This is a genomic window from Microbacterium sp. 67-17 (assembly GCF_001898325.1).
Classification (GTDB): domain Bacteria; phylum Actinomycetota; class Actinomycetes; order Actinomycetales; family Microbacteriaceae; genus Microbacterium; species Microbacterium schleiferi.
Map to the genome: position 1 here is coordinate 89,553 of NZ_MKTR01000024.1, position 24,839 is coordinate 114,391.

At 67.1% G+C, this 24,839-nt stretch carries 23 protein-coding genes; 8 read left to right on the forward strand and 15 right to left on the reverse strand.

The genetic code is table 11. From position 1 onward, the window contains the following. The first annotated feature begins 115 nt into the window (after window positions 1-115). The gene (locus BGO47_RS10210) at window positions 116-1,042 is read left to right on the forward strand and encodes a LysR family transcriptional regulator (RefSeq protein ID WP_292711574.1); all 927 of its coding nucleotides are present in this window, start codon (window positions 116-118) and stop codon (window positions 1,040-1,042) included. 82 nt (window positions 1,043-1,124) lie between these two features. Here the strand turns inward: BGO47_RS10210 and BGO47_RS10215 are convergent, their stop codons facing one another. Beyond that, entirely contained in the window at window positions 1,125-2,528 is a 1,404-nt protein-coding gene (locus BGO47_RS10215; RefSeq protein WP_228179162.1) for an aminomethyl transferase family protein, read from the reverse strand. Between the two features lie 130 nt (window positions 2,529-2,658). Between BGO47_RS10215 and BGO47_RS10220 the strand changes: the two genes are divergently transcribed. Then, window positions 2,659-3,669 (forward strand): VOC family protein, encoded by a 1,011-nt coding sequence (locus BGO47_RS10220; RefSeq protein ID WP_292711577.1) that lies wholly within the window; start codon window positions 2,659-2,661, stop codon window positions 3,667-3,669. Between the two features lie 101 nt (window positions 3,670-3,770). On the opposite strand, the gene BGO47_RS10225 is transcribed toward BGO47_RS10220, so the two are convergent. Beyond that, window positions 3,771-4,886: a 5-methyltetrahydropteroyltriglutamate--homocysteine S-methyltransferase gene (locus BGO47_RS10225; protein WP_292711580.1), complete on the reverse strand. Its 1,116-nt coding sequence runs from the start codon at window positions 4,884-4,886 to the stop codon at window positions 3,771-3,773. A gap of 56 nt (window positions 4,887-4,942) precedes the next feature. Here BGO47_RS10225 and BGO47_RS10230 point away from each other — a divergent pair, with 56 nt between their 5' ends. Genes BGO47_RS10230 through BGO47_RS10240 form a run of 3 tightly spaced genes read left to right on the forward strand, consistent with a single transcriptional unit; the run spans window position 4,943 to window position 7,568 of the window. Further along, a complete protein-coding gene (locus BGO47_RS10230) occupies window positions 4,943-5,884 on the forward strand; it encodes an ABC transporter ATP-binding protein (protein WP_228179165.1) in 942 nt (313 codons plus the stop codon). After that, the gene (locus tag BGO47_RS10235; RefSeq protein ID WP_292711584.1) at window positions 5,881-6,747 is read left to right on the forward strand and encodes an ABC transporter permease; all 867 of its coding nucleotides are present in this window, start codon (window positions 5,881-5,883) and stop codon (window positions 6,745-6,747) included. The genes BGO47_RS10230 and BGO47_RS10235 overlap by 4 nt, the downstream gene beginning before the upstream one ends. Then, window positions 6,744-7,568: an ABC transporter permease gene (locus tag BGO47_RS10240; protein ID WP_292711587.1), complete on the forward strand. Its 825-nt coding sequence runs from the start codon at window positions 6,744-6,746 to the stop codon at window positions 7,566-7,568. The genes BGO47_RS10235 and BGO47_RS10240 overlap by 4 nt, the downstream gene beginning before the upstream one ends. A gap of 30 nt (window positions 7,569-7,598) precedes the next feature. Here the strand turns inward: BGO47_RS10240 and BGO47_RS10245 are convergent, their stop codons facing one another. The 7 genes from BGO47_RS10245 to BGO47_RS10275 all read right to left on the reverse strand — a co-directional run bounded on the left by BGO47_RS10245 (window position 7,599) and on the right by BGO47_RS10275 (window position 14,266). Next, window positions 7,599-9,041: an MFS transporter gene (locus BGO47_RS10245; protein WP_292711589.1), complete on the reverse strand. Its 1,443-nt coding sequence runs from the start codon at window positions 9,039-9,041 to the stop codon at window positions 7,599-7,601. A gap of 52 nt (window positions 9,042-9,093) precedes the next feature. Continuing rightward, the gene (locus BGO47_RS10250) at window positions 9,094-9,453 is read right to left on the reverse strand and encodes a Fe-S protein (protein ID WP_292711591.1); all 360 of its coding nucleotides are present in this window, start codon (window positions 9,451-9,453) and stop codon (window positions 9,094-9,096) included. A gap of 78 nt (window positions 9,454-9,531) precedes the next feature. Beyond that, window positions 9,532-10,005 (reverse strand): 6,7-dimethyl-8-ribityllumazine synthase, encoded by a 474-nt coding sequence (ribH, locus tag BGO47_RS10255; protein ID WP_292711594.1) that lies wholly within the window; start codon window positions 10,003-10,005, stop codon window positions 9,532-9,534. Continuing rightward, a complete protein-coding gene (gene ribA, locus BGO47_RS10260; RefSeq protein ID WP_292711597.1) occupies window positions 10,002-11,285 on the reverse strand; it encodes a GTP cyclohydrolase II in 1,284 nt (427 codons plus the stop codon). The genes ribH and ribA overlap by 4 nt, the downstream gene beginning before the upstream one ends. Then, on the reverse strand, window positions 11,282-11,926 hold the full coding sequence (locus BGO47_RS10265) for a riboflavin synthase (RefSeq protein ID WP_292711600.1): 645 nt from the start codon (window positions 11,924-11,926) through the stop codon (window positions 11,282-11,284). Before BGO47_RS10265 ends, ribA begins: the two co-directional genes overlap by 4 nt. A 13-nt stretch (window positions 11,927-11,939) precedes the next feature. Then, window positions 11,940-12,998, reverse strand: coding sequence for a bifunctional diaminohydroxyphosphoribosylaminopyrimidine deaminase/5-amino-6-(5-phosphoribosylamino)uracil reductase RibD (gene ribD, locus BGO47_RS10270; protein ID WP_292711602.1), 1,059 nt, complete (start codon window positions 12,996-12,998; stop codon window positions 11,940-11,942). Between the two features lie 299 nt (window positions 12,999-13,297). Beyond that, a complete protein-coding gene (locus tag BGO47_RS10275) occupies window positions 13,298-14,266 on the reverse strand; it encodes a sugar-binding domain-containing protein (RefSeq protein ID WP_331790553.1) in 969 nt (322 codons plus the stop codon). Window positions 14,267-14,368: 102 nt separating this feature from the next. Here BGO47_RS10275 and BGO47_RS10280 point away from each other — a divergent pair, with 102 nt between their 5' ends. Together BGO47_RS10280 and glpK are read left to right on the forward strand one after the other, a co-directional pair. Then, the gene (locus tag BGO47_RS10280; protein WP_292711604.1) at window positions 14,369-16,087 is read left to right on the forward strand and encodes a glycerol-3-phosphate dehydrogenase/oxidase; all 1,719 of its coding nucleotides are present in this window, start codon (window positions 14,369-14,371) and stop codon (window positions 16,085-16,087) included. Between the two features lie 49 nt (window positions 16,088-16,136). Next, window positions 16,137-17,675 (forward strand): glycerol kinase GlpK, encoded by a 1,539-nt coding sequence (gene glpK, locus BGO47_RS10285; RefSeq protein WP_292711607.1) that lies wholly within the window; start codon window positions 16,137-16,139, stop codon window positions 17,673-17,675. A 215-nt stretch (window positions 17,676-17,890) separates the two neighbouring features. Here the strand turns inward: glpK and BGO47_RS10290 are convergent, their stop codons facing one another. Together BGO47_RS10290 and BGO47_RS10295 are read right to left on the reverse strand one after the other, a co-directional pair. Then, complete coding sequence (locus tag BGO47_RS10290; protein WP_292711610.1) at window positions 17,891-18,766, reverse strand: DNA-formamidopyrimidine glycosylase family protein; 876 nt, start codon at window positions 18,764-18,766, stop codon at window positions 17,891-17,893. Window positions 18,767-18,778: 12 nt separating this feature from the next. Continuing rightward, entirely contained in the window at window positions 18,779-19,366 is a 588-nt protein-coding gene (locus tag BGO47_RS10295) for a GNAT family N-acetyltransferase (RefSeq protein ID WP_292711613.1), read from the reverse strand. Between the two features lie 123 nt (window positions 19,367-19,489). Between BGO47_RS10295 and BGO47_RS10300 the strand changes: the two genes are divergently transcribed. Then, window positions 19,490-20,266: an SDR family oxidoreductase gene (locus BGO47_RS10300; RefSeq protein WP_292711617.1), complete on the forward strand. Its 777-nt coding sequence runs from the start codon at window positions 19,490-19,492 to the stop codon at window positions 20,264-20,266. Between the two features lie 37 nt (window positions 20,267-20,303). On the opposite strand, the gene trpS is transcribed toward BGO47_RS10300, so the two are convergent. The 4 genes from trpS to BGO47_RS10320 form a co-directional block, all read right to left on the reverse strand. Continuing rightward, window positions 20,304-21,308 carry a tryptophan--tRNA ligase gene (gene trpS / locus BGO47_RS10305; RefSeq protein ID WP_292711620.1) on the reverse strand — a complete coding sequence of 335 codons (1,005 nt, stop codon included), beginning with the start codon at window positions 21,306-21,308 and terminating at the stop codon, window positions 20,304-20,306. A 40-nt stretch (window positions 21,309-21,348) separates the two neighbouring features. Next, on the reverse strand, window positions 21,349-22,197 hold the full coding sequence (locus tag BGO47_RS10310; RefSeq protein ID WP_292711623.1) for an exodeoxyribonuclease III: 849 nt from the start codon (window positions 22,195-22,197) through the stop codon (window positions 21,349-21,351). 65 nt (window positions 22,198-22,262) lie between these two features. Beyond that, window positions 22,263-23,492, reverse strand: a complete 1,230-nt coding sequence (locus BGO47_RS10315) for a YihY/virulence factor BrkB family protein (RefSeq protein WP_292711626.1) — start codon at window positions 23,490-23,492, stop codon at window positions 22,263-22,265. 9 nt (window positions 23,493-23,501) lie between these two features. Continuing rightward, window positions 23,502-24,716: an MFS transporter gene (locus tag BGO47_RS10320; protein WP_292711629.1), complete on the reverse strand. Its 1,215-nt coding sequence runs from the start codon at window positions 24,714-24,716 to the stop codon at window positions 23,502-23,504. Between the last annotated feature and the right edge of the window lie 123 nt (window positions 24,717-24,839).

Consider the following 24,839-nt stretch of genomic DNA (forward strand, 5'->3'; position numbering starts at 1 on the left):
GCACCGATCCGGGGAGACGCTATCCCAAGCAGTACTGAATCAAATAGCCTCTGAGCATGAGCTCTGCTAATGCCACTATGAGTAGTCCTCATCTCAGCGCACCGCGAGGACACCTATGCTCACGGACCTGAACCTCACACGGGTCTTCGTGGCCATCTACGAGTCCGGCAGCCTTACGGCGGCGGGGCGCAGGCTCTTTGTGACGCAGTCGGCGATCAGTCAGTCGCTGGCGAGGCTGCGGCGGGAGCTCGGTGATCCGTTGTTCGAGCGCACTGCCCAGGGGATGCGCCCCACGGCCCTCGCCGAGGCGATCTATCCCGAGCTGCACGAGGGTCTGTCCGTGATCGATCGGACGCTGGCTGCCGTGACCGGCTTTGATCCCTCCACCTCCGAGCGCACGTTTCGGATAGCCCTGTCAGAACTGGGCGAGATCGGCTGGTTGCCCGCGATCGGGGAGGCCATGGCTGCCGCGGCGCCGCGCGCCCGGCTCGCCGTCAGTGCGCTGCGGGGCGAAGACCTCGAAGAGCTGCTCACGAGGGGGTCCGTGGACCTTGCCATCACCCCCATGGAGCTGCCTGGCGCCTTTGAGCGGCAGACCGTCAAGCGCGAGGGGTACCGCGTCGTGATGTCGGCCCAGAACCCGTTAGCCGAGACAGAGATGACTCTCGAGGTCTACCGGGGGGCGCGGCGAGTGTGGGTCGAAGGCGATTCGAGCGCAAGCTTGCTGGCCGGCGTGCACGCCCGTCAGGGCGTGAGCGATCCTCCGGCAATCAGCGTGCAGCATGTCGCGTCGCTCCCGCCTCTGCTGGCGCGGTCGACAACACTGATCGCCACGATTCCCGAGACTCTCGCCGTCGGGTGGTCGCGCAGTTGGCCGCTGGTGATCCGTGATCTGCCGTTTGCTCTGGGCCCGGTAGAGCTGCACCTGTATCGTCGCCGCTCCCCGCAGCACACGGGAGCGCTGGACTGGTTCTTTGCGACGGTCTCTGCCGCCGTCAGCGGCTTTCCGGGCGGCTTTGAAGGCATCCACATCGCGTCGTGATGCGTCGGTTCTGACACGAACGAGGGGGCGGATGCTGCAGCATCCGCCCCCTCGTTCGTGTGGTGCGCGTAGCGCGTCGGGGTCAGAGTGCCCCGGTGGTGCGCCACCCGCCCTGGTACTCCTGGCGTGCGGTCACCGCGTACGGCACCGGGCTCACGACGGCGCGGATCGCGATCTGCTCGTGCGGCTCGACTGTCGTCTTGCCCGACCCGCCGTTCGGCTCGCCCCAGACGACCCGGACCTCGGCGCCCACGGGCACGTCACGGTCGACCGTGGCCAGCGACAGGCCGCGCTTCTCGTTGGCGGTGACGCCGGTGAACAGCGAGAGTCCGACGGTGTTGCCGTCGGCGTCGATGACCGCGTCGTAGTTGCTCGAGCCGTAGTTTGCGTTGGGAAGGTCGAAGAACTGGTAGCCGGGGCCTTCGCGGTCGAGCACGGAGGCGAGCACCTTGGTGAGGTCCTCGTCGTTCCAGGCCAGAGTGACCTTCTTGCGCTGGGTCTCGGGGTCGATCTTCTCGAGGGCATCACGACCGATGAAGTCGTGGTCGAACTTGACGAACGACCCGTAGCCGAGCTCCCAGGGGTTCAGGTAGTAGTCCTCGATGTTGTCCGAGACGAACGATCCAGCCAGGGCGTTGATGGCCTCGTAGCTGTTCGCGGGCAGCCACTCGCGGTAGGCGCGCTCTGCCTCACTGGAGTAGATCGCCGGAAGGGGCGAGGGGATCCAGCCCGACTCCAGGGTGTTCGAGGAGTAGGCGCGGGAGCCGCAGGGCTCGATGCCGAACTCGCGGCCGGCCTCGAGGATGGCGTCACGGATCTTGCCGTGCTGCTCGTACGGTCCCCAGATCTCCAGGCCCGGGGCGCCGGCCATACCGTGACGGAGGGTGCGCACCTTCTCGCCAGCGATCGTCATCTCTCCCATGTGGAAGAACTTGACCTGCTCGACGGGGCCGCCGGCGAGCTTCTCGATGATCGCCCAGGCGTTGGGGCCCTGAATCTGGAAGCGGTAGTAGTCGCGGTGCACGGCCTGGCCGTAGGGGCGCGAGGGGGAGCGGTCGTCGTAGCGGACCTCGACGTTGTAGCCGCCGGTCTCGGCGTGGAACTGCAGCCAGTTCGCGCCGGGAGCGCGGCCGACGTACACGTACTCGCCCTCTGCTTCGTGGAAGAGGATGCCGTCACCGATGACGCCGCCGTTGGAGGCCGTCGGGACGAACTGCTTGGCCGTGTTGACGGGGAAGTTCTTGAACCCGTTGATGCCGGTCTCGCTGAGCAGCTTCAGCGCGTCGGGTCCCTTCACGAAGAAGTTGACCATGTGGTGGCTCTGGTCGTAGAGCACGGCGGCGTTGCGCCACGCCTTCTGCTCGCGGCGCCAGTTGCTGAACTCGGCCGGGACGACCGGGTAGATGTACGTGCCGAGCTGCGAGTCCCGCAGCATCCGGACGGTATCGCCCTTCTCGTCCAGCAGCTCTTGCAGATTCTTGGCCATGGGTGTCTCCTCGACTTCCTCGTCCGGGTGGTGTCAGCGAGAGCGTACGGGCAAAATTTACCTATGTCCAGAGGTAAATCGATGATAGACAGGAGGCATCGGTAGAGAGGCTGTGTCAGAGAGGACACCCATGGCTACGAGCGAGAACTTCGACCTTGCCCACCTGGGCGCCGTGGAACTGTTCACTCCGCGGTTCGAGGAGAGCCTCCGGTTCTTCCGCGACATCTGCGCGATGCGGGAGGTCGCCCGCATCGGAGATTCGGCGTATCTGCGGTGTTGGGACGAGTACCAGCTGTACACGCTCAAGCTCACCGCGTCCGACACGAACGGCGTGGGTCGCACTCTCTACCGCGCATCGAGCCCGGAGGCTCTGGAGAGACGAGTGGCGGCGATCGAGGCATCCGGCCTCGGGCATGGCTGGCGGGATGCCGAGGTCGGTGTGGGCCGCTCGTTCGAGTTCGAGGATCCCGACGGCCACCTCATGGCGCTGTACTACGACACCGAGCACTATGTTCCGGATGACGAGGATCGCCCGGCGCTGAAGAACCAGGCATCCGCGTACCCCGGCCGGGGGATCAACGCACGGCGGATGGATCACATCAACTACCTCGCGAGCGATGTCAACGCGGCGGGGGAGTTCTGGCGCGATGTCATGATGTCGCGGGAGTCCGAGCGGGTGCGCCTCGACGACGGCCGGTATGGGGCCTGGTGGTTCCGGTTCAACCAGAAGTCGTACGACGTCGTGTACTCCGACGACTGGACGCACCAGCGGGGCCGGTTCCACCGCTTCGCGATCGCCCCGGACTCTCGGGAAGACATCCTCAAGGCAGCCGACATCTGCCTCGAGAACGGCATCTACATCGAGTACGGCCCCTACAAGCACGCGATCAACCAGACGTTCTTCCTCTACGTATGGGAACCGGGCGGGAACCGCATCGAATTTGCCACCGCACAAGGGCGTCTCATCCTCGACCCCGACTGGCCGGTCGTCGAGTGGAGTCAGGCCGAGCGCGCCAAAGGGCAGGCCTGGGGGATGAAGACGGTGCCGACGTTCCACACCCACGGCACCCCGTTCGTCGAGGACCAGGAAGAGATCGACCGCGCAGCCCTCGAGGGCCGTCCTTACCTCAAGCGCTCCTGAAGCTGTGGACTCCCACGCGAGGGGTCGCAACACGCCGTAAGCCGCTGCGTCTGTGCGGCGTGTTGCGACCCCTCGCGTCAAGGCTGCGGCTCGCGTGCGGGTCAGCTCCAGACGGTGGCGGCAGTGTCGACGACCAGGCGGATCTTGGCCCACTGCTCGTCCTCGGTGAGGAGGTTGCCCTCCTCGGTCGAGGCGAATCCGCACTGGGGGCTGAGGGCAAGCTGCTCAAGCGGCGCGAACTGCGCAGCCTCCTGGATGCGGGTGCGCAGCAGGGCGGCATCCTCGAGCTCTCCCGACTTGGTGGTCACCAGGCCCAGCACGACGCGCTTGTGGCCATGGGGGAGGAAGCGCAACGGCTCGAAGCCACCGGCGCGGTCGCTGTCGTACTCGAGGAAGTAACCGTCGTAGTTCGTGTCGGCCAGCAGGTGCTTGGCGACCGGCTCGTAGCCGCCGGAGGAGATCCAGGTAGACCGGAAATTGCCCCGGCACACGTGGGTTGTAATCGTCATGTCGGCGGGCTTTGCCTCGAGGATCGCGTTGAGCATCGCTGAGTAGCGTTCGCCGATTCCCTCGGTGCGGATGCCGCGGGCCGCTGCCTTCTCGAGCTCCTCGGGCGAACAGAGGTAGGCCCATGCGGTGTCATCGAACTGCAGGTAGCGGCATCCGGCGTCATAGAACGCCTGTACCGCGTCGCGGTAGGCCTGCACGAGGTCGGGTACGAGCGCGTCGCGGTCGGCATACAGGTCGGTGGTGATCCCGGAGGGCTCGAGGCGGAAGTCGAACACGGTGGGGGCGGGGATCGTGAATTTCGGTGTTGCTCCGGTTGCAGCAGTGGCTTCGGCAAGCGCGCGGAAGTGGGCGACGAACGGGTGCGTGTCACGGAATCCGACTTGTCCGCTCACCTGCAGGCCGAGCGGCCGGGTCTGCACACCCTGGAACTGGATGCCGTGGTCGAGCTCGACGACCTCGACGCCATCGAGCATCCCGAAGAAGTCAAAGTGCCACCACGACCGCCGGAATTCCCCATCGGTGGCAAGCCGCAGACCGTTCTGCGCTTCCTTGGCCACGAGCGCCGCGATCTCGGCGTCTTCCACCTCGCGCAGGGCGCTCTCGTCGATCTCGCCGGCAGCGCGCGCGGCACGAGCCTCGGCGAGAGCTGCCGGTCGAAGGAAACTGCCGACGATGTCGGCGCGGTACGGAAGCTGTGTATCGGTCACACCGGGATGCTACTCCGACGTCTCAGGATGTCGGAGATCGCTCGTACAGTAGGACGGTGCCAGAGCCCGTGATCCGCGCCCATAACCTCGTCAAGGCCTACAAGATCGCGGGCAAGGATGACTTCTTCGCCGTGAACGGGCTATCGTTCGAGGTCGCCCCCGGCGAGTCCTTCGGACTTCTCGGACCCAACGGTGCCGGTAAGTCAACGACGATGAAGATGATCGGTGCAGTCTCGACCCGCACGGGCGGAGAGCTCAGCATCCTGGGCCTGGATCCTGACCAGTACGGGCCCGAGATCCGCTCGCGACTGGGCGTCGTTCCGCAGCAGGACAACCTCGACGGGGAACTCAACGCCCGCGAGAACCTCTTCATTTACGGCCGCTACTTCGGGCTGCCCGGCAAGGTGTGCGCCCAGAAGGCCGACGAGCTGCTCGCGTTCGCTGCGCTCGAAGACAAAGCCAAGAGCAAGGTCGACCAGCTCTCGGGCGGCATGAAGCGTCGGCTCACGATCGCGCGCGGGCTGATCAACGACCCCCGCATCCTGCTGCTGGACGAGCCCACGACTGGTCTTGATCCGCAGGCCCGGCACGTGCTGTGGGATCGCCTCTTCCGTTTGAAGGAGCGCGGCACGACGCTGGTCCTGACCACGCATTACATGGACGAGGCCGAGCAGTTGTGCGACAGGCTCATCGTGGTCGACAAGGGCCGGATCATGGCCGAGGGGACGCCTGCCTCCCTCATCCGCGAGCACTCCAGCCGTGAGGTGCTCGAGGTGCGTTTCGGGTCGGACCGCAACGAGCAGGTGGCGCCGCAGCTCGAGGGGATCGGCGACCGCGTCGAGGTGCTGCCCGACCGCATCCTCGTCTACGCGCACGACGGTGAACAGGCGCTCGAACGGGTGACAGCCGCCGGGCTGCAGCCACTGACCTCCCTGGTGCGCCGGTCGAGCCTCGAGGATGTCTTCCTGCGCCTGACCGGAAGGTCGCTGATCGAATGAGTACGCCGGTCCCGGATGCGCGCATTCAGCCCTCGCTCGATGAGCTGCGCGCCGAGGCGCTCACCTGGGGGCGCAAGCCCCGCCGGTGGGGATCGTGGTACGTCGCCGAGCACATGGTGCGTGCGATGCGCGCCTACGGGTGGACGATCGTGGTCGGGGCCCTCGGACAGCCCATCCTGTACCTGCTCGGACTGGTGCTGGGACTTGCTGCGCTCCTGGACGGGACGATCGAGGTACACGGCGAGCAGGTCCGCTACCTCGTGTTCGTCGCCCCGGCGCTGCTCATGACCGCAGCGATCGGCGTGGCTACCGAGGAGTTCACCTATCCGGTGATGTCGGGCTTCAAGTGGCGCCGCTACTTCTACGGGTTCAACGCGTCAGCGCTGTCGAGCCCGCAGATCGCGAACGGGGTGATCCTCGGCGCATCCGCACGGATGCTGATCGCCGTCGTCGCCTACTACGTGTTCATCGTCCTCTTCGGCGCTGTTCCCGACCCTGCGACCGGCTGGGTAGCGATGTTCGTCGGTTTGCTTGCGGGCCTCGCGTTCGGCGTGCCCCTGATGGCATACGCCGCCTCGATCCAGGATGACAAGGGGCAGTTCGCGCTCGTGCAGCGCTTCCTCTTCGTTCCGATGTTCCTGTTCTCGGGCACCTTCTACCCGCTCGAGACCCTGCCCATCTGGCTGCAGTGGATCGGGTGGGTCTCGCCCCTGTGGCATGCATCGGAGCTGGGTCGGATGGCAACGTACGGGTCACCGGGTGGCCCGGGTGCCGCTGCGATGCACCTCGCCTATCTGATCGTCCTGACCGTGGTCGGCTACGCGTTCGCTCGCCGCACCTTCACCCGGAGGCTCGCGAAATGACCGCGGTGGCATCGGAGATCGAACCCCGTCGCAGCGGGAGCGTCCGCGCCCTGTGGTCGGGCAACCCCTGGGCCGTCGTGCAGCGCGGTCTCATCGCGGCGCGTTCGTCGAGTTGGATCGTCGTGCTCTCGGGCTTTTTTGAGCCCGTGTTCTACCTTGCCTCGCTCGGCATCGGTCTGGGTAGCCTCATCGAGGATGTCGAGACCTCCTCGGGGCTGGTGGTCTCCTACGCGGCTTTCATCGCTCCCGCGCTGTTGGCGGTGTCGGCGATGAACGGCGCCATCTACGACTCCACCTGGAACGTCTTCTTCAAGCTCAACTACGGCAAACTCTACGAGGGGCAGCTCTCGACATCCCTCGGGCCGCTGGATGTCGCCCTCGGTGAGATCCTCTACGCACTGTTGCGCGGACTTGTCTACGCCACCGGGTTCATGATCATCATGCAGATCGCGGGTCTGAATCTCGCGCCCACGGCTATCCTCGCGCTCCCCGCGGTCGTGCTGATCGCTTTCGGGTTCGCGAGCCTCGGGATGGCGATCACGAGCTACATGAAGACCTTCCAGCACATGGACTGGATCAACATGGTGCTGCTCCCGATGTTCCTGTTCTCGGCGACTTTCTACCCGATCACCGTCTATCCGGAGTTCGTCCAGGCGATCGTCATGGCCCTGCCGCTGTGGCACGGCGTGGAACTCATTCGCGGCCTCACCACCGGCGCGCTCTCGATCGCGATGCTCGGTCACGTCCTGTATTACGTGGTCATGATCGCCGTCGGCCTCGTCTTTACGACCACCCGACTGCGCAAGCTCTTCCTGGACTGACGCGACAGCGTTCTGCCGTCGAGGCCCTCGTTAGAGCGATACCGTCTCGCCCGCCCCGATCTCGTCGTAGTCCACGTCCTTGGTCTCGGGAGACAGCACGAGGGCGATGAAGGTGAGCATGGCCATCGCCGACAGGTAGAGCCCGACGAGCACCGGGCTCCCGTCGGCGGTTGCCCATAGGGCGACCGCGACCAGGGGAGCAAGGGCCGCGCCCAGGATCGACGACACGTTGTAGGACACCGCCGAGCCCGTGTAGCGCACCTCGGTGGGGAACAGTTCGGGCAGCACCGCGCCCATCGGGCCGAAGGTCGACCCCATGAGGACGAACCCGAACACGAGGAACGCCTGCGCGAGTGCTCCCGTGAACTTCGGGTCAGCCTGGGGGAGCAGGAACACCGTGAAGGTGAAGCCGAACACGATGATCGCCGCCGTCACCCACAGCAGCAGGCGACGGCGGCCGATCGCGTCGGCCACGGGGCCCGACAGCAGTGTGAAGATCCCGAAGAAGACGACCCCGATGATCTGCATCAGCACGAAGTCGGTGTACCCGAAACCGAGGCCAGGCACGTAGGTGGCCGGGTCGAACGGGGTTCCCGCGGCTTCTGCGGCGGCCTGCGCGGCATCCGTGGTCGCCTTCGTTCCGTACGAGAGCGTGAAGCTCGTCATCAGATAGAACAGCACGTAGGTCGCCAGCATGATGAAGGTGCCGAGGATCAGCTGCCACCAGTAGCGACGCAGCGCGAGCCCGAGCGGGAACTTCCTGAGCGTCCCCTTCCTTTCGGCCCGCGTGAACGAGTCGGATTCGACCAGGCGCAGCCGCACCCACAGCCCGACGATCACCATGACTGCCGAGAAGAGGAACGGGATGCGCCAGCCCCAGGCAAGGAACGCGTCGGATGCCTGCGCGGTGCCATCCGGGTGGGGGAGCGAAAGATTGATCGCCAGGAAGATGCCGTTGGCGATGATGAAGCCGATCGGTGCACCCAGCTGCGGGAAGGTGCCGTACCACGCGCGCTTGCCGGCCGGGGCGTTCTCCGTTGCCACAAGCGCGGCGCCCGACCACTCGCCGCCGAGCGCGAATCCCTGCGCGAGTCGCAGCACGAGCAGGAATACCGCCGCCCAGACCCCGATCTCATTGACCGTGGGCAGCAGACCGATCACGAAGGTCGCGATCCCCATCGTGAGCAGCGAGGTGACGAGGGTCGCCTTGCGGCCGAACCGGTCTCCGAAGTGACCGAACACCACGGCGCCGAGCGGACGCGCAACCATCGCCGCGCCGAACACCGCAAAGGATGCCAGTAGCGACGTGGTCTCGTTTCCCGTCGGAAAGAACAGAGTAGGGAAGACCAGAACCGCCGCCGTGGCGTAGACGTAGAAGTCGTAGAACTCGATCGTCGTGCCGATAAGGCTTGCCGTGATGACACGGCTTCGCGGGTTGGCGGGCGCGGGAAGGGCAGCGGTTGCGGAGGTCATGCGGGCCTGTCGACGAGGCGGACGATAACGGCCCCTGCGCCTTCGGCGCCGGCTAGCGCCAGAGTGTGGCGATGGCCGCGTTCACAAAGGTCAGGATGCCGATCGCCCAGAATACACCGGCAGGGGCTGAGCCGTTCCGCTTGGTACGGGCCGACCCGATACCCAGGAGCGCCCCAATGATCAGCAGGATGACGAGCTTCGTGCCGATCTTCGCGTAGTTGAACTCGACGCCCTCGGGCACGCCCCACGGTGCTGCCAGCGCGAGCCCTGCGACGCCCGCGATCAGCAGGCCCCAGTTCATCAGAGCGGTCACGGCCCCGGTGCGGCGCACGGCCTCGACGACCCAGGCGCCGAACAAAATCGCAAAGCCCGAGAGATGAACGAGAAGGACGGCGTGACGAAGAATCTCCATGCCGTCAGCGTACCTTATGCCTCACTGAAGGTGGAGTCTCGGTCGCCTCACCCGGGGCTGATCAGCCCCGCGTGCTGATCAGCCCCGCAGCTCGCGCAGCGCGAGCGCGGTACGCAGGGCAGCGTCCGCTGCCTCAAAGCCCTTGTCTTCGCGCGAGCCCGGAAGGCCGGCCCGGTCGATCCCCTGCGCCTCGTCGTCCAGGGTCAGCACGCCGAAGCCGACGGGCTTGCCGGTGTCCAGGGCGACGCGGGTGAGCCCGTCGGTGGCTGCCGATGACACGAACTCGAAGTGCGGGGTTCCGCCGCGGATGATGACCCCGAGCGCGACGACCGCGTCAGCGCCGGCATCCAGGGCTGCCTTCGCCACCACGGGAAGCTCGAACGAGCCCGGCACGGGGACGACACGGTAGAACGCTCCTGCGCCCTCGAGTGCCCGGCGGGCACCCTCCAGCAGGCCGTTCGCGATCGTCTCGTGCCACTGCCCGGCGACGATCACGATGTTCAGCCCCGAGCCGTCGATCGTCTCGCGTTCCGGTGCGCCGGTTCCGCTCATGCGTCGGTCCTCTCTGTCGCGACCCCGGCTCCGAGGGCGCGATCCAGGTCGTCGAGAGCGATGGTGTGCCCCATGCGCTCAGCCTTCGTTGCCAGGTACTGGTGGTTGTTGGGGCCGACGCCCACGAGGAGCGGCACCTGCTCGACGATGTCGAGGCCGAGGCCCCGCAGCTGAGCCACCTTGTCGCCGTTGTTGGTCAGCAGTCGCATCCGGTCGATGCCCAGATCTCCCAGGATGCCGGCAGCGGCAGCGTAGTCACGCGCGTCTGCAGGCAGCCCGAGGGCCAGGTTCGCGTCGACGGTGTCGAGGCCTCGCTCCTGCAGGCTGTAGGCGCGCAGCTTGTTGATCAGGCCGATACCGCGTCCCTCGTGCCCGCGCATGTAGATGACGACGCCGCCGTCGTGCGCGATCGCGTCGAGTGCGGCATCCAACTGGGGTCCGCATTCGCACTTCAGGGAACCAAACGCCTCGCCGGTCAGGCACTCCGAGTGCACGCGCACGAGCGGCGCATCCTCGGCCAGATCGCCGGCGACGACCGCAATGTGGTCGGTGCCCGTGATCCGATCCTTATAGGCCAGGAATCGGAACACGCCGTGTGACGTGGGCACGGTGGCCTCGGCGCGCAGGCTCACACGACGGTGATGCACGTTGTGCGGTGCGACGGTGCGAGGCTCGTGCTCGTCGAGGTAGGCGATGAGCTGCTCGATCGTGATGACCGGCACCCCGTCGCGCGCGCCGAGTTCCAGCAGTCCCGGCATCCGCATCATGGAGCCGTCCTCGGCGACGACCTCCGCGATCGCCCCGACCGGCTGCAGCCCTGCCAGGCGCATCAACTCGACGGCAGCCTCAGTGTGGCCGGCGCGTTCGCGAACGCCCCCGTCGACGGCGCGCAGCGGCAGAACGTGGCCCGGCCGGATGACGCTCGAGGGCGTCGAGGCGGGATCGGCCAGCACGTTCAGCGTGTGTGCCCGATCACTCGCGCTGATGCCGGTCGAGGTGCGGTCGGCTGCGTCGACGGTCACCGTGTAGGCGGTGCCGCGGGCGTCCTCGTTGACCGCGACCATGGGCGGCAGGTCGAGGCGATCGGCCCACTCGGCGGGCATCGGTGCGCACAGCAGGCCGCTGGACCAGCGGATCGTCCACGCCACGGCCTCGGGCGTGGCAAGTTCTGCCGAGAGGATGACATCGCCCTCGTTCTCGCGGTCCTCGTCATCAGCGACGATGATCGGGCGGCCGGCGCGCAGGGCATCGAGCGCCTCGGTGATGGGGGCAAGGCTCACTGCGAGCCTCCTTCGGTCGGGGCGGCCGGGGCCGCCGGAGGGAACGCCAGCAGACGCTGTACGTGACGGGCAAGGATGTCGGTCTCGAGATTGACGGGCGAGCCCGGCTGGAGGGCGTCGAACGTGGTCGCCTCGAGGGTTTCGGGGATGAGCGAGACCTCGAACCACGGTTCGGAGTCAGCGGGCTCGCTGACGGCGCTGACGGTCAGTGACACGCCGTCCATCGCGATCGATCCCTTGTCGACGATGAGCGGGGCCAGGTGCTGTGGGATCGCAACGCGGATCACGCGCCACTGGTCGCCGGGCCGAACCTCGAGCACCGTCCCCGTGCCATCGATGTGACCCTGCACGATGTGGCCGCCCAGGCGCCCGCCGGCGGCGGTAGCGCGTTCGAGGTTGACGAGGCGATCGACCGAGACATCCGCGAGGGTCGACATGTCGAGGGTCTGGCGCATGACATCTGCCGTAAAGCCATCAACGTCGCGGGCGACGACGGTCAAACACACCCCGCTGACGGCGATGGAGTCGCCGTGCGCGGCATCCGCGACGGATCGCGGTGCGTGAATCGTCAACCGGATGCCGTCGCCCGACGGCTCGACGGCGGTAACGCGGCCGATCTCTTCAACGAGTCCTGTGAACATGGCGATCTCCTGACTACACCGACGAAGCGTCAGCGACGGTGGTCTCGGGGGACAGGGATTCGGGGGCCTCGGCTGCGGCGCGGGGGCGGGCGACAAACAACACGTCATCGCCGAGCCGCTCGAGCGAAGTCAGCTCGAGCCGGTGAGCCTGTGCGAGGGTCGTGACCCCGATGTCGGTCACAGCCGGCCGATCGCGGTCCGGGCCGGAGCCGATCAGGACGGGAGCGACGTATACCAGTACTTCGTCGACCAGTCCGGCGCGCAGGAACGATGCCGCAACCGTCGGCCCGCCCTCCACGAAAACACGCTGGATGCCGAGATCCCGCAGTTCTTCCAGCACCGCCGTGAGGTCGGTTCCGGGGCGTTGGATCAGGGCTCGGGGATGCTTGCGGACCTGTGCGGCATCCGGAATCGAGCGCTCGCCGAGCACGACCGGCAGGGGTTGCTGGGACAGTGGCTGCCCAGCGGGACCCCGTGCGGTCAGTGCCGGGTCATCGGCCAGCACGGTGCCGATGCCGACCACGATGGCATCGGCATCCGATCGCCGCCGGTGCACGTCAGTGCGTGCCTCGGCGCCTGTGATCCACATGCTCGTTCCGTCGGCGGCCGCCGCGCGACCATCCAGGCTCTGCGCCCACTTCACGGTGACGTGGGGTCTGCCCAGTCGCTGCACCGTGAGCCAGGTGTCAAGGAGCGCGGTGCCTTCCTCCCGCATCAGGCCAGCTTCGACTGCAACGCCCGCGGCGGTGAGACGTTCGGCACCGCCGCCCGAGACGACGCCGGGATCATCGACCGCGTAGACCACGCGGGCCACACCGGCGTCGATGAGGGCTTGCGCACAGGGGCCGGTGCGGCCGGTGTGGTTGCAGGGCTCGAGGGTGACAACCGCCGTGCTTCCGCGAAGCTGGTCGGGCGCCAGCTGTGACATCGCATCGACTTCGGCGTGTGCTGTTCCAACACCCCGGTGCCAGCCTTCGGCGAGAACGTCGCCCTCGGGCGAGAGGATGACGGCCCCGACCTGGGGGTTCACCCCGTGAGGACCGCGCAGGGCAGCGTTGAGCGCACGCCTCATTGCGGCTTCCTCGCTTGTGCCTTGACTCACTGCCCACTCCGGTCGGGTACGCCGGGGCAGGGAAGGCGGCGACGCCGTGGCGTCACCTGTGCTGCCTCCCATCCGGACTGACGACACTTTCGCGTCGCATCACCGTCGGTTCCGGAATTTCACCGAATCAACCGCTGCGGCGTTCTCTCGAACACGGATGCAGCGGGTCGCGGACTATCACCGCCGGTTCGGATTCTCACCGACCCCGGAGCACGTTCATTGCTCTCGAGTGTAGTCAACGTGGGGCGCGCGCGTTCATTCCCGAGGCGTTACACCCCTTCGCGCCCGTCGACCATGGCGCGAGCGGTGCGCTCATCGATGACCAGGTCCGTGATCAGGCCCGCGGCCAGCGCACCGCGCAGGCTCGGGATCTTGGCCTCGCCGGTCACGATGCAGCAGCGCCGCGGGACTGCGCGAAGCAGATCGAAAGAGGGGCCCGACCCGCGGTCGTTCAAGGCGATTCCCTCGGTCGATCCGTTCGCCCGGTAGAACACCGTTGCGACGTCGCCCACGACGCGTTCCGCCTTCAGCTGCTCGAGGTCGGCGGGTTCGAGGTAGTCGCCGGCGTGGACGCGGCTGGGCACCTCGGCCCGGAAAGCTCCCACGCTGAACAGCACGAGACCCATGCGGCTTTGGATGTCGAGGATGCGTCGCGTGCTGCGCTCTCGCCAGAGCGCGCGTCGTGTTTCAGGGTCGTCGAAGAACGCGGGGACAGGGAACTGCTCGGCATCTCCGCCATACGCGGTGCTGAACCTGCTGAGCAGTTCGCTCGCATACGTGATGCCCGATGTCTTGACGTTTCCGGAGCCGTTCAGTTGCACGAATGTCGTGCCGTGCACGCGCTTGGGAGTGAGACGCCGTGCTACCGCCGCAAGCGTCGATCCCCACGCGATGCCGACCACCAGATCTGAGACGATCAGCTCGTCGAGCAGTTGGGCTGCCCCCTGCGCGACGCGGTCGAGACGCTCGAGATCGCTCACCGACTCGGGCACGGGAATGACCTGTGCGCGGACGCCGAACTGGCGCCGCAGCTGCGTCTCGACGAGTCCGGGGGCATCGAGGGGTGAACGGACGCGCACCTCGACGATTCCCTCGGCGCGGGCGAACGACAGCAGTCGCGACACCGTGGAGCGCGAGGTTCCGAGCTCGGCCGCGATGGCATCCATCGTGCGCAGCTGGACGTAGTAGAGATGGGCGGCAGTCAGTGCCCGTCGCAGGTGGGTCGAGTCGTCGCTCACGCAGACAGTGTGCACGTATGTGCATTGAGCCTGCAACTTCGATCAGCCATGGGACGATGGGGAACACACGGGAAATCCCCGAGCGAGGAAGGACACGAATCGATGAGCGCCGTCGAACGAGGCACCGTCACCCAGTTGAGCGATCGGCCGCAGGCCGACGTTCTGATCGTCGGCGGTGGGGTCAACGGGCTCGCAGCTTTTCGAGACCTCGCGCTCCAGGGCGTGGATGTCGCGCTCGTCGAACGCGGCGACTTCGTCAGTGGTGCATCCGCAGCGTCCTCGCACATGATCCACGGTGGCGTTCGGTACCTCGAGAACGGGGAGTTCCGTCTCGTCCACGAGGCGGTTACCGAGCGTAATGACCTGCTGGCCACAGCCCCCCATTACGTGCGTCCACTGCAGACGACGATCCCGATCTTCTCGACATTCTCGGGGGTGTTCTCGGCACCCCTGCGCTTCCTGCGCCACGGCGCGGGCAAGCATGTCGAGCGTGGTGCCGCGCTGATCAAGATCGGCCTCACGATCTACGACTCGTTCTCGCGCGGCGGCGGCCGTGTTCCCCGCCACACCTTCCGCGGACGCGCTGCGTCACTGCGTGATCTTCCCGCGATGAACGAGACCGTCAAGTACACCGCGACCTACTGGGATGCCTCGGTGCACGATCCTGAACGCCTCGCGCTCGATCTGCTCCGTGACGGTCGTGCCGCCGGTGGCGACCTCGCCCGGGCTGCGAACTACGTCGAAGCCGTGGGGGCAGTGGATGGCGCGATCATTCTTCGCGACACCGAGACAGGTGTTGAGTTCCCGTTCCGTGCGGCGGTCGTGATCAACGCATCCGGACCCTGGACCGACCTCACCAACCGCGCACTCGGCGCACCGACCAGCTTCATGGGCGGAACCAAGGGCTCGCATATCGTGCTCGATAACCCCGAGCTGTTGGCGGCCACGGCCGGTCGCGAGATCTTCTTCGAGCACCGCGACGGTCGCATCGTCCTCATCTACCCGCTCAAGGGACGCGTCATGGTCGGCACCACCGACCTCGAGCACGACATGGCAGAGCCCGCAGTGTGCACCGAGCCAGAGGTTGACTACTTCATCGACCTCATCGGGCACGTCTTCCCTGACATCACCGTCGATCGCTCGCAGATCGTTTACCGCTTCTCGGGTGTGCGTCCGCTTCCCGGCCACGGCGATCTCGCCCCCGGTTTCGTCTCGCGCGACTACCGTGTCGAGACCGAGCAGCTCCCCGGGTCGGCGGACACCACGGTGATCAGCCTCGTCGGCGGCAAATGGACGACCTTCCGTGCCTCCGCCGCCCACCTGACCGACGACGCCCTCGGGTTGCTTGCCCGGCCCCGCGTCGTCACGACCCGCGGCCGCGCCATCGGTGGCGGCGCCGGATACCCGGTGACCGAACGGGCGCGGCACCAGTGGGTGGCTGAGAACCGCCGCGGGCTCTCCAAGGATGCAGCAGCCACTCTCCTCGAACGCTACGGAACGACGGCCCGCGAGATCATCGCGTTCGTGGACGAGGATGCCGAGGACCGGCCACTGGAGGCCCTTCCCGCCTACAGCACCGGCGAGCTGCGCTACCTCGCGAGCGCAGAGGATGTCGTGCACCTGGCTGATCTGCTGCTGCGTCGCACGAGCATCGCGTTCCTCGGTGAGGCCACGCCCGAGGTCGTCGCCGAGATCGCCGACGCCGTCGCGCCCGTGCTCGGATGGGACGAGGATGCCGCCACGGCAGAGGTCGCCGCGGCCCTTGCCGCTGTCCACGCCGCCGATCCGACCTGGCAGCCCGCAGCGGCACCGGTAGCCTAAGCGGCGCGTCATCCATCGTCTGGAGGCGCTCAACACTTCGGGAGGCATCGTGGCCGAACACGTCCTAGCCATCGACCAAGGCACCACCTCGACACGGGCGATCGTTTTCGATCGAGCCGGAACCGTGGTGGCAACCGCCCAGCGCGAACACGAGCAGATCTTTCCTCGTGCGGGGTGGGTCGAGCACGACCCCATGGAGATCTGGACGAATACCGAGTGGGTGATCTCTGGCGTTCTCAGCAAGGCCCATCTGCAGGCATCCGGCATCGCGGCCGCCGGTGTCACGAACCAGCGCGAGACCGCGATCGTGTGGGATCGCCGCACGGGTCAGCCCATCTTCAACGCGATCGTGTGGCAGGACACCCGCACACAGCCCCGGCTGGATGCGCTCGCCCATGAGGGCGTGGGCGATCGCGTCACCGAGGTGACGGGTCTTCCACTTGCCACCTACTTCTCGGCATCCAAGGTCGCGTGGATCCTCGACCACGTGCCGGGGGCGCGGGCGGATGCCGAAGCCGGCCATCTGCTGTTCGGCACCCCTGATTCGTGGGTGGTCTGGAACCTCACGGGCGGAACCAGCGGTGGGGCGCACGTGACCGATGTCACCAACGCGAGTCGGACCCTGCTCATGGACCTGCAGACGCTCGATTGGTCGGACGAGATGCTCGCGCTGTGGAACATTCCCCGCGCGATGATGCCCGAGATCCGGTCATCGTCGGATGTCGTCGGCGAACTCGCGCTGCCCGGCACCGCCCGCGAACTCCCGATCGCCGGCATCCTCGGCGACCAGCAGGCAGCGACCTTCGGGCAGGCTGCCTTCGGCGTGGGCGATTCGAAGAACACCTACGGCACCGGCAACTTCCTGCTCGTGGGCACCGGGACCGAGATCGTCAGGTCTCGTCACGGACTCATCACCACCGTCGCATATCGGCTGGGGGATGGCCCCGCCCACTACGCGCTGGAAGGCTCGATCGCCGTCACCGGATCGCTCGTGCAGTGGCTGCGAGACAACCTCGGGATCATCGATCGCGCACAGGATGTCGAAACCCTCGCGATGACCGTCGAGAACGCGGGCGGGTCATACTTCGTGCCAGCCTTCTCGGGCCTGTTCGCTCCCTACTGGCGACCGGATGCCCGCGGTGCGATCGTCGGCCTCACCCGGTACGTGACACGCGCCCACATCGCCCGCGCCGCTCTCGAGTCGACGGCCTTCCAGACCCGGGACGTGATCGAGGCTGTCGTCGGGGATGCCGGCCGCGATCTCTCGGAACTGCGCGTCGACGGGGGAATGACGAAGAACGATCTGCTCATGCAGTTCCAGGCCGACATCCTCGGCATCCCCGTCGTACGCCCGCGCGTGGTCGAGACGACGGCGCTCGGCGCCGCCTACGCGGCAGGCCTTGCAGTCGGCGTCTGGTCGGGACTCGACGAACTGCGCGAACACTGGCAAGTGGATCGCCGGTTCGAACCTCAGATGTCTGAGGAGGAACGCGCTCGCCGCTACCGGCTGTGGAAGAAGGCCGTCACGAAGTCCCTCGATTGGGTGGATGACGATGCTCGGACGCTGATGGATACGCTCGGCGACTGACCCGTTGTTGTGGTGCCGCTGCAGTAAGTGGTGCCGCTACGCGAACTGCCCAGCGCGGGGACATGCCCTCGCCGGCTGCGCCGGCTCCCGCCAGACCCGGTGCCAGCCCCGCGCTGGGCAGTTCGCTTCGCTCCTGCGTAGACCATCGGGCGGTCTGGTATGCCGTGCGTCAGTTTCTGCCTGCCCCGCGGTAAGCAGTTCGCTTCACTCGCGTGCTACTTCAGGAGGCGGGAGAGGCGGCGATCGGCGAGCAGCTTTCCGCCGGTCTGGCACGTGGGGCAGTACTCGAGCGAGTTATCGGCGAAGAAGACGCTGCGCACTTCGTCGCCGCAGACGGGGCACGCCTCGCCCCGACGGCCGTGCACCCGCATCCCGCGTCGCTTGGCGTCCTTGAGATCGGCCGGGGGCTTGCCGGACGCCGTCGCAATCGCCTCCGCGAGTGTCTGCTGCATCGCGGTGAAGAGGGTGTCGATGTCGGCGTCGGTCAGGTTCGCTGCCAGGGCGTAGGGCGACATCCGTGCCGCGTGCAGGATTTCATCGGAGTAGGCGTTGCCGATCCCGGCGATGATCGACTGGTCGCGCAGAACGCCTTTGATCTGGGTCCGGCGCCCCGCAAGGAGCGCGGCGAGAGCGTCACGATCGAATCGCGGATCCAGCGGATCGGGGCCGAGCCGCTCGATGCCCGGCACATCTGTGGGATTCCGGGCTGCGTACACCGCAAGGGATTTCTTTGTGCCCGCCTCGGTCAGGTCGAATCCCGAGCCATCCGAGAAGCCGATGCGGAGCGCGATCGGAGTCTTGCCGGGCCGGATGATCGTGCTCGGCAGCTGGTCATACCAGCGGAGCCACCCGGCCTTCGCGAGGTGGAAGACGAGGTGCAGTGAGGACGCAGCACCCGTCGCCGTCTCGATGTCGACGAACTTCCCGTGGCGCGACACCGACACGACCTGCGTGCGGACGAGCGCATCCAGCGGCGGATCGTAGGTCTTGAGCGCCGCGATGTTCGCAACCGTCGCGCGGGTGACGGTGAGACCCGGCAGGCGTCCGGCAAGGAAATCGACAAGTCCCTGCACTTCTGGCATCTCGGGCATGGCGACATCCTGTCACGGGGTGGGAAGCGGCGGCAGGCCTCCATCGAGGATCGGCCAGGCGACCGGCGCGCGATCGTCGCCGGCGAGAAGGCCCGCGATCCAGGCATCGTCGCGGTGCGACGGGCCCGCCAGTGCGTGCCGGAGCGTCCCCTCGTAGCGGAAGCCGAGCGCCCGGGCCACACGTGCAGAGCCGGTGTTGCCCACGACCGCACGCCATTCGATGCGAGCCAGCGACATGCCGACGCGTTGAAAGCCGAACTCGACCACAGCGGTGGCGGCCTCGATGAGCAGGCGCCGTCGCCGCGCCCAGGGCGACATCCAGAACCCCAGCTCCGCCGACTCGGGCTCGCGGCGGTATAGCCCGATCATCCCCGCTAGCTGTCCGTCGTGACGGATGCCCCACGTCGCCTCGCGGCCCTCGGCCCAGTGGCGCTCCACGCGCGGGATGAATTGCTCGGCATGCTCGCGCAGATACGGCGAAGGCACGGTGGTGTAGCGCTGGATCGCCGGGTCTTGACACGCCTCGAAGATCGCATCCACGTCAGCGTCGGTCGGTGGCGAGAGCTCGCACCGCTCGGTGCGCAGCACGACGACATCCATCGCCCCACCCTATGCGGCTTCTCGGGACGTTCGTCTCTCGCGGGGTACCCCGGGTCGGCGTAACGTCGCAGTCGCAGCGTTACGGAGCGCTCCGCGCTCTGGCGTCGGAGAAAGGACTCTGAAATGCGTACGTATGTGGTCACCGGATCTGCCTCCGGTATCGGCAAGGCAACCGCCGACCTCCTCGTGGAGCGAGGAGACAGGGTGATCGGCGTGGACCTGCGCGATGCTGATGTCGAGGTCGACCTGACGACGGCCGACGGGCGAGAGCGACTCGTCACGGAGGTCAACCGCCTCTCCGGCGGATCGATTGATGGCGTCCTCGCGATCGCCGGCCTTGCCGTGCCTGCGCCTGCGACTGTCGGCGTCAATTACTTCGGTATGGTCGCTACACTCGAGGGCCTGCGTCCCTTGCTGCTGGAATCCGACGCCCCTCGAGCCGTCGGGGTCTCATCGATGGCGAGCCTGCAGCCTTCCGATACTCGGCTTGTCGATCTCGAGTTGGCTGGCGACGAACCTGCCGCGCTTGCCCGGGCAGCCGAGCTGGCCGCGGGAGCCGAGACGGCGAATCTCATCTACAGCTCCACGAAGGTCGGCTTCGCGCGATGGATTCGTCGCCACGCCGCCCTGCCGGAGTGGGCCGGTGCAGGCATCCCGCTCAACGCTGTCGCTCCCGGCGTCATCCTCACGCCGATGGTCGCGCCGCTCCTGGCGACTGACGAGGGCCGCTCGATGATTGAGCAGGCTGTGCCCATGCCGCTCAACGGCTTCGCAGAAGCGATTGTCGTCGCACGGCTCCTCGCATGGCTGGCGGGGCCCGAGAACTCCCACCTGTGTGGCCAGGTGGTTTTCGTCGACGGGGGAAGCGACGTCGTCATCCGGGGAGAGAGAGTGTGGTGAGGCGTGACGGTCTGGTGACCGCTGCGACGCGGGCTGTTCAGGCGCGGCGGAGGAGCCCGATCCGGTCGTATACGTCGCCGAGGGTCGCGCGGGCGACAGACTCAGCCCGTGCGGCGTTGGCGGCCAGGACCCGGTCGAGTTCGGCCGGGTCATCGAGCAGTTCCAGGGCCCGAGCACGCACCGGCTCGAACTCGTTCACGACGACGTCGGCGAGACCCTTCTTGAAGTCGCCGTAGCCGCGGCCGGCGTACTCGTCTTCGATCGAGGGGATCTGACGACCCGTGAGGGCAGCGTAGATGACGAGCAGATTCGAGACCCCGGGCTTGTTCTCGCGGTCGTAACGCACCGAGCCCTCGCTGTCGGTGACCGCCCGCATCACCTTCTTGGCGCTCTTGGACGGCTCATCCAGGAGCCACAGCACGCCGGCATCCGACTCGGCCGACTTCGACATCTTCGCCGTCGGGTTCTGCAGGTCGTAGATGCGGGCGGTGTCTTGCTGGATGACGGGCATGGGAACGCGGAACGTGGTGCCGTAGCGTCCGTTGAACCGCTCGGCGAGATCCCGCGTGAGCTCGACGTGCTGCTTCTGGTCGTCACCGACGGGCACGATGTCGGTCTGGTACAGCAGGATGTCGGCTGCCATGAGCACGGGGTAGGTGAACAGCCCGACGGATGTCGCGTCCTGGCCATAACGCTGTGACTTGTCTTTGAACTGGGTCATCCGCCCCGCTTCGCCGAAGCCGGTGAGCGTCGAAAGCACCCACGCGAGCTCGGCGTGCGCCGGAACGTGCGACTGGACGTACAGCGTCGACTTGGACGGTTCGATGCCCGCGGCGATGTACTGGGCAGCAGTGCGCCGGGTCTTCTCGCGCAGTTCAGCCGGATCATTGGGCTGGGTGAGTGCGTGCAGGTCGACGACCGAGAAGAACGCGTCGTAGGCCTCCTGCAGGTCCCGCCACTGCATGAGCGCTCCGATGTAGTTGCCGATCTGGAGGGAGTCGGCGGAGGGCTGCATTCCGGAGTACAGGCGGGGCTTGGTCACCCGACAATCCTAGGCCGCGGCGAGATGGCGGCCGGCTCGCTCACCCGCCGATCGTGTAGTCGACGACGACGGGTGCGTGGTCGCTCCACCGGGTGTCCCACGATGGCGCCCGGTCGATGCGGTACGCCGCCACTCGCTCGGCCAGCGCAGCGGTGGCGAGGTGGTAGTCGATGCGCCAGCCGGTGTCGTTGTCGAAGGCCTGTCCGCGGTTGGACCACCAGGAGTACGGTCCGTCGACCTCGCCGGCGAAGCGGCGCCCGACATCCACCCACCCGAGCCCGATGCCGGTGGTTCCGTCGACGCACTCGATCTCGGCACCCGCGGGAGCGAAGATGCGGTCGAAGTAGGCGCGCTCGCGGGGGAGGAACCCGGCCTTCTTCAGGTTGCCCTTCCAGTTGCGGATGTCGAGCTGGCGGTGCCCGACATTCATGTCTCCCATGACAACAGCGAGCGGGGAGTGGGCCTCGAGCTGGGGGAGACGTGCCTGCATCGCGTCCAGGAACGCGTACTTGGCGTCCTGCTTGGGGGTGCCGTCCTCACCCGAGTGCACATATGCGCTCACGACAGTGAGGGTCTCGCCGTCGATGTCGAAGTCGGCCTCGATCCACCGACCCGACTGGTCTAGCGGCTCGGGGCCGAGCACCGTCCGGACGGCCCCGGCATCCACCCGGCTCGCTACAGCAACACCCGAGCGGCCCTTCTGAAGCGCTTCATGATGCACGATCCGCCATCCGGGAAGAGCCGCTGTCAGCTGTTCTTCGTTTGCCCGGACCTCTTGCAGGGCCATGATGTCGACATCCGACTGGTCGATCCACTCGAGCATTCCCTTGCGCGTGGCAGCGCGGATGCCGTTGACGTTGATGGAGGCGATGCGGACGGTTCGAGGCACGAGCTTCAGCCTAGGCGTCGTGACCGACACGGTGCGCCGAGGCTCCTTCACCGGCGCGCGGCCGGTCAGGCGAAGCCGTCGATCGCGCTGGGGCCACGTACCGCGGGCGGCGTGGATGCCTCAACTTCGCGCAGTTCCTCTTCGGCACGTCGCACGTTGCGGGTCGCTGCCCATCGCGCGTGCCATGGCGCGGCATCCCGTGCTTCTTGGGCGGTGCGCAAGCGCACCTGGGCGGCAAGGAGCAGCGCCGCGTGCTCCTCAGCCAACTGTTCAGCTTCGGTCTTCTCCAGCAGCGGAATGTTCTCGTCGCGGGCAGAGATCGCAATCCACGATGCCCCGACGAGCATGATGATTCCGATGAGGCGGAACCAGAGCAGCAGACCGACGAAGATTGCGAAGGTCGCCAGCAGTGCGTTCGTCGGCGTGTAGCTGAGCAGCCATCCGGCGCCGAGTTGAAGCACCGTAACGGCCGCTCCGGCGAGCAAGGCTCCGGGCCAGATCGTGCGCCACCGCAGACTCGTGCCGGTGAGGAACCGGAAGAGTGCGGCCAGCGCCGCGGCATTGATGGCGAAGGAGATCAGAAGGGTCGCGGCGCGCACCCCGATCGAGAACCACACCGACCCCGTATCCAGCCCCAGCAGCGAGAACACGATGTCGAGTGCCCAGGTCCCAGCGGCACCCAGCGCGCCGCCGACCAGCAGCAGGATGCCGAACAGCGCCGCCGCCAGCAGATCGCCGCTCTTGAGCAACAGATACGGCCGCCGGTCGGGGGGCAGCACGAAGATCTCGCGGACAGCGCGTCGAGAGAACGTCACCCAGCCGATCGCGGTCCAGATCAAGGTCACGAGAGCTATCGCACCCGTGATCCCGAACAGACTCGCCGAGTCGGTGGCGATCGCCGATACCGCGTCGGGGGTGATCGGTCCGTCTTGGTCGATCATCCCCGGGATGTACCGATTGATCATGTCGATGAGGCTCTGGATGGCCTCTTCGCTGCCGCCCAGCCAGAGCCCAGCGAGCGCGAAGGCGACGTAGACAGCAGCGAAGATCGCGAACAGTGCCTGGTAGCTCACTCCCGCGGCCAGAAGGAACCCGTTGGCGATCAGGAAGTGGCGCCACACGCGAACCGGAAACCACGCCAGCGTTCGCTTGGTGACCCGCGTCGCGAATGAGATCGGCTCCTCGAACCGCGTGAGCAGGCGCTCCTGGGTCTCCTCCCACCGCGCACGCAGGGTCTCCTCCTGCTGCTGTGCCGCGCGTGCGGTGTCGCGGCTCTTGCGGTCGGGCGAACTCACGTTCTCAGGTTAGCGAGCCTCAGGTGCAGCATCCGCCTCGGCGGAGGCGCGTGAATCCGTGCGGAACCAGTGGACCACCGACAGGGATGCCGCGAGCACCGCCGCCGGGATGAGGAATGCGAGAGCAAGTCCTGGACCGTCAGCGAGGACGCCGACGATGACGGCGCCGAGGATCGCTCCCGCGTAGTTGAAGATGTTGACCCGGGCTATCACCTGGTCGGAGTGGGCGGGTGCGAGGTCGCCGGCCGCACCGAAGGTGACCGGGATCAGGATGCCGGTGGCTGCGCCGGCCAGCGCGAAGCCGACGATCGCGGCGATCTCGAACGGCAGAAGAGCGACAGCCACGACACCGACCACCGAGACGACGATCGCGCCTGCGACCAGCCGGCGCCTGCTCATGATGCCCAGGAGCCTGTCAGTCGCGAAGCGGGTGATCAGCACGCACACCTGGTAAGCGGCATATCCGAGCGGCGCGAGAGCGGGCAGGGCCCCGAGGTCGTCCTGCAGGTAGACCGTGCTCCAGGTGCTCACGGCGGAGTCGACGACGAACACCGCCAGGATGACGAAGCCGAACGCCCAAATGCCTGCCCGGGGGAGCCGAGCGCGCTCGGACGCCGGGAGAGCGGTCTCGATCGGCACCTCGCGGGCGAACAGACGGATGCCGACAACAGCCACCACGAGGATCGCCACGCCCGCCGTCCCGATCGCCACGCCCGCGGCGAAGGGTGACGCCGCGATTGCCGATACGAGGAGGGCTCCGGCGATCGCGGCAGCCGTATAGGCCGAGAAGAAGCCGCCGAGGAGCGGCTTGCCGTGCGCGCGTTGCACGATGACCCCCTGCATGGCGGTCGCTGCATCCACGCAGCCGAGGCCGATGCCGTACACCGCGAAGAGCGAGACGAAGAGCGGGAACGGTGTCGGTAGCGCAATCGCGGGGAGGGCCGCAGCTTGAAGGAGAAGTCCCACAACAAGGGCGGTGCGGCTTCCGAACCGCACGGCGAGGGCGTTGGCGAGCACGGACCCGCCGGCTGCGGCGATAGCCACACCCAGCACGATGAGGGTGACGACAGTGTCATCGACTCCCTGGCGCTGCTTCAGCGCCGGGAGGGAGGTGACGACGACGGCGTAGCCGAGTCCTTGAGCCGCGTAGGCGGCGAACACCGCGGCGCGTGTGGACGTCGATCGCGCAGTGCCGGCGACCGTCGCCGCGTCTGGGGTGCTCATTCGGCCAGAGTAGCGAGCAGAGCGCGGCTGGCCGAGAAGAATCTCAGATGCTCGGCGCGGCATCAAGCAACCCGCGCCGCTGATGCGGCCCGGGTTGGGAATTCCGCGCCGCTGATGCGGCCC